Origin of the sequence: Ensifer adhaerens, from assembly GCF_013283195.1 — a bacterium.
GTDB lineage: Bacteria > Pseudomonadota > Alphaproteobacteria > Rhizobiales > Rhizobiaceae > Ensifer > Ensifer adhaerens_G.
This window is the reverse complement of the sequence record NZ_JABEKT010000011.1, coordinates 1-4,966: the sequence shown is the minus strand read 5'-3', so window position 1 is coordinate 4,966 and position 4,966 is coordinate 1. Positions and strand designations below refer to the sequence as shown.

At 60.7% G+C, this 4,966-nt stretch carries 2 protein-coding genes; both read right to left on the bottom strand.

Going from position 1 to position 4,966, the window contains the following annotated elements:
* Window positions 1-1,090: 1,090 nt before the first annotated feature.
* A complete protein-coding gene (locus LPJGGPFB_RS32775; protein ID WP_234903185.1) occupies window positions 1,091-1,402 on the bottom strand; it encodes an I78 family peptidase inhibitor in 312 nt (103 codons plus the stop codon).
* Between the two features lie 129 nt (window positions 1,403-1,531).
* Complete coding sequence (locus tag LPJGGPFB_RS32770; protein ID WP_173424094.1) at window positions 1,532-4,519, bottom strand: autotransporter outer membrane beta-barrel domain-containing protein; 2,988 nt, start codon at window positions 4,517-4,519, stop codon at window positions 1,532-1,534.
* Window positions 4,520-4,966 lie beyond the last annotated feature (447 nt).

Here is a 4,966-nt window from a genome sequence, read left to right as displayed (position 1 = left end):
TTCCATGGGCTCCGGCTCGGCTGCGACGATTGCGTCGGCTGCCTGTGCGCCGGATGTCGCGGCCAATGCGGCGGCGGAGCCGAGGAGAAGGCTTCTGATGCTCATGCGAGAGATCTCTCTATGTTTTTTAGGGTCAACAAGGGCCGATCCTGGATGTCCCCCAGAGAACTACCGGCAACCTCGCTCGCGCTGCTGCGAGACATACTCATCCGTGATTGCTCTCGGACGGACAGCGCGGCGAGGATTAACATGGAGGAACAGAAAATATACAACAAGTTTAACCAAGTCACAGCTTCAGGCATACAAAGAATAATGGTGTTGCATACGCGCAACGTCACATTGTATCAGATTTTTTTCAGTTTAATGACAGCAAGTTACTCATTTATATCATAATTATATATTAAATATCTAAAATACAGTTGTGATGAAAACTTCACGTTTCCTTCATTGACGGAGAATGCGCGCTGAAATAACTAGGGGAAGCCTTTGAGAAGAAGGGCTTTCGGTGAGCGGCGCCGTCAATGATCAATCGTTGGCGGCGCTTTGCTTTGCAAGACGACATGGGCTCAGCGCATCGCTGTCGACAGCGTACGCCCATCATCGACGCCGCCGGGAATTCGATGCTTTCAGAATAGGTTTCGTCCACCACGAGGATGATCTTCAGGCCGACAGCCCTGGAAGACGTCCCACGGTATCTCCCAGCATCTCGAAGATACGAGCCAGATCGGCTCGGAGGCATCCATATCGTCGAGTTGCTCGAGCACTGTGAGCAGCGCGGGATGAGAGCGTTCGACAGCGTGTTTTTGTGCGGCCGGCACAAAGAGTGCCCGTCTCTTAGGCCGACGCGACCTCACGCCGGACCGCAGGCTCGCCAGACATCGGCCCACTGCGCAGGAGGAGGCATGACGGCGTCTCTATCGGATAAGGGAGGGTGGTTGGTCGTTCCCCCTCTTTGACAAGGGGAACGATGAGCAGGGAGGCGTGTTTGTGCGCAATTTTTGCCACACGTGACGATGCGAGCATTTGCAACGTGGAGCACCTTCATGGTGGAGCCGTTCTGGCCCCACTGCTTCGTACCATTCGTCGACGTCTATCCGCACGTAGCGCGGACAATCTTGCCCGTCGCCGGGTCCGTTTCGATGGTGACGCGCTCCTGTCGGAAGTCCATGGTGGCTGGATCCCCGGGCTTCAATTGCCTGACGATCGTCGCACCCGTCATTTGTTTTGCGTCCTCATCGGAAATTCTGTCCTTGCCTGCCAGGGCTTCTGCAGCATTTGGCTTGCACAACCCCTCTGTCTGGCTCGCGGTGGATTCCGGCTCCTTCTGGCAACCGGCGGCTCCAAGCAGGAGCAGACCTGCGCCGAGCGCTGCGAAATGACGGGCGTAAATCAAGGGCATCATCCTTTCACTTCTGAAAATGCCGAACAATCAGAGCAATAAGGCGGCAACGAGACCATCGATCCATTGCGGCAAGGTCCGGTTGCAGGGCCGGCCAACCTGGCATGGTAGCCATTGGCATGTGTCGCTTGCCTAGAAATTCACGATCAGGTTTGCCCGAGCGGCGCTCGATTGCACGCCGCCCGCAAATTCGCCCAGATAGGTTAGCGTCACCTGGGCGGTTGCGGATAGTTTCGCGGAAATGCCTGCCTCCATCACCAGAGCATCGCCGGGCATGGTGACGCCGCCGATTGTGAAGAAGCTGCTGCCGGCAAATGCAAGCCGCGCCGAAGGCGTCAGGTCTCCCGCGGCATGCCGCCAACCCAGCATGCCGGTGGCCGCGATTGGCAGCTCGCTGCCGGGAATGTCTGCCGACCAGCGCAGGCCAACCGTCGATACCGTCACGGCGTCCGAGCCCTCGGCCGCTGAGACCGCGGCCGTGCCGCCCGTCTCGCTGAACGCGTCGGTATCGAGATCGACATAGGCGATATTGGCGAAAGGCTGGAACTTGATATTCTCCGCCGCAAACGTCCAGGACAGATCGGCAAAAGCCTGGCGGGTGGCGCTGTCGTAGTCCGCCGTCAGGCTCTCGGCGAGGGAACCAAAGGCAACGCCGCGTCGGGTCGAGATTTCGTTATGAGAATAGATCGCCCCCGCCATCAGATCCAGCAGTCCGATTTCGCCGGAGACATAGAGACCGGCATGATAGGAATCAGCGCGTACTTCCGGTTGCATGGCGAGATGGCTGTAGCCGAGAAGGCCGCCGAGGCGCCATGTGTCGGAGATCGCCGCATCCGCCCCGAACAAGACACCCGCCGTTCGACCATCGACGCCGGCTGCGTTGCCGTCACCGGCGAGTTGGTTTGCGGCCGCATAAGCGGATGTCCAGAACACCACGTCGTCCGATTGCCGCAAGCCCTGGCCTTGCGCCGGGCTCTTGCGATCGAGAACCGCCTGCCGCGGAAAACGGCTGTCCCAGAGCAGTTCGCTCTTGAGAGAAGCATGGGCTTCGCCGCTCAGTTGCGAAAAGGCGCTGCCGGCGGATTGCTCGTCCAGTGACACAACGTTTAGGAACAGCGAGTTCGACGGTCCTAGCGCCTCGACGGCATTCGCTGTCGCACGACCGTTCGCTGTCTCCGCCACATCGGCGAAACGCACGCCATTGCGATCAAGGGTGAGATCGACGCTGGTGGTGCCGTAGCTCAGGCTCGGCAACAGGAAGGCAAAGTTGCTGATAACGTCGTCAAACGCACCGGTGACGCTGCCGCCCGTCAGGATCGTGTAGTCGGTCGTCGGGGCATAGGTGCCGCTTCCGGCCAGAATTCCGAGCGTTCCGCCTTCGATGCTGATGGCACCGGACGCATCGAGGCGGTCGGAGAGGCCCGTGGTATCGACCTCCACCCGGTAAGTCGATCGAGACCGGAATGTCACGTCTCCATCGACGGTGGCGGTCTGGATGCCTGGGCCGGGAGAGAACACGCCACCCGCATTGACCGCCAGTCCGCCGATGACGCCGGTGCCGGACAACAGGCCGCCATCGAAGACGTCGACGCTGCCGACGACCACGCCGTCGTTGACGAGCGCGCCGCCCGTGACTGTTGCCGTGCCATTGATCGTGCCCGTGTTGGAAAACAGGCCGTCGCTCACCGCCAGTGAGGCGATGGTTCCGTCGTTCGAACCGGCGCCGGCATTTTTCACGACACCGGCAGTGGAGCCGTTGTTGTTGGTGAACGTGCCCCCGGAGCCGACATCGACGTCAGCGAGCACCGCATTGTTGACGACGCTGCCGCCCGATATCGCAGTCGCGCCGGTGACGGTGCCGCCGCCGTTGTTCGTGAACGTGCCGGCGGTATTCTTCAGGGACGCGACTGTCCCCGCATTCGAGGTGTTGCCGGCATTCTCAAGCGCGCCGACTGTCGCGCCGCTGTTGTTGACGAAGGCGGCCGCCGCCGCGACATCCGCTTGCGTCACGACGAAGTTGTTCGTCACCGTCCCGCCTGCAACGGTTGCCTTGCCTGCAATCGTGCCGCCGGAATTGTTGGTGAAGGTCCCTGATGTGTTGGTGAGGGAAGCGATCGTGCCGGCATTGGAAGAAATGCCACTGTTTGCGACCGCACCGGCGCTGGCGCCGGAGGTGTTCGTAAAGCTGCCGCCGGCGCCGACGGCGACAGCGGCAAGCGTCGCATTGTTGGTGACGTTGCCGCCCGAGACCGTCGTCTCGCCGGTCACTTCGCCGCCGAAATTGTTGGTGAAGCTTCCGTCCTTGTTGTTGACGGAGGCGATCGTGCCGGCATTCGATACGGTGCCCGAGTTCGTGACTTTGCCCGCTGTCGCGCCATTGTTGTTGACGAAGGTGGCTGCGGCTTCGACATCCGCTTCCGTGACGATGAAATTGTTCGTCACGGTGCCGCCCGAAACGGTCGTTTTTCCCGTGATCGTGCCGCCCGTGTTGTTGGTGAAGTTTCCTGCCGTGTTCGTCAGCGCGTCGAGCGTTCCGGCGTTGGAGCCGGTGCCGGCATTGGTAATGGCGCCGGCGGTTGCGCCGCTGTTGTTGACGAATGTTCCAGCGGTAGAAACATTCACGTCGCCGACCCGGCCGTTGTTGGAAAGCGACGTCGCCGAACCGATCGCGGCGCTGTCGAGCGTCCCGTTGACCGATACGTTGCCGTTGTTCAGCGTCAATTTTCCGTTGAGGTCGCCGTCGATGGACAGGCCGCCACCGTTCAGGTCGACATCCGAGTTCAAGGCGCCGCCGGCGTTGATGCTGATGCTGCCCGAGGCGATCGTGCTGCCGCTGGTGACGGTGAGCGCACCGGTATTGGTGATCGTGACATTGCCGCCGTCGACGCCGAGTTCGCGGATTGTCGAGGAGTTGGTGACCTGGGGAGAGCCGTCGTTGACGGCAGCTGCATCGTCGGCACCCGGCAAGGCAGGATTCCAGTTCACGCCGTTGCTGAACTCATTGTCCGAGGCGCCGGTCCAGACCGACTGGGCAAGCGAAGGCACGGTCAGAGCGAGCGAGGCCAGTGCCGTGTAAAAGCCGATACGCCGGGAAAATGCCGCAAGCGGTGTCTTTTGCATGGAAAACGGCCAATGCTGATGAACGCTCGCGAAGCAGCCAGCGGTATTGGTGACGATACCTAGCTAACCATGGTTAATGATTCTCTACCATAGCCGGCGCAACCAACGGTAACGAACTCGAAACAGCAGTTGCATCGGATGCGTGAGCCGCGTCACATGTCGGAGGCAGATGTCATCGGATCAACGGATCCATGTCGAAACCTGCGATCGCCGATGACGGGCTCTGAACGTGACACTCTGTCGTTCTGTTGGGTTTCGGGGCGATTGCGCGACGGCGTTCGCCGAGGACGTGCGGGAGGAAGGCGAAGCTGCGATGATGGCGCCATTTCACCCGCGAAAGGCATTGTCGGCGGCGTCGGCTGGTCTTTCGTTACAGCCGTGATCTCGTTGCGGTGCCGCGGGTGCGTGCGGTGCGTGAGTTCCTGATGCAGATCGTGCGGGAGAACT

Excerpts from the sequence above, each read along its gene's own strand:
- LPJGGPFB_RS32775 (WP_234903185.1), bottom strand. The coding sequence starts at position 1,402 with ATGATGCCCTTGATTTACGCCCGTCATTTCGCAGCGCTCGGCGCAGGT.
- LPJGGPFB_RS32770 (WP_173424094.1), bottom strand. The coding sequence starts at position 4,519 with ATGCAAAAGACACCGCTTGCGGCATTTTCCCGGCGTATCGGCTTTTAC.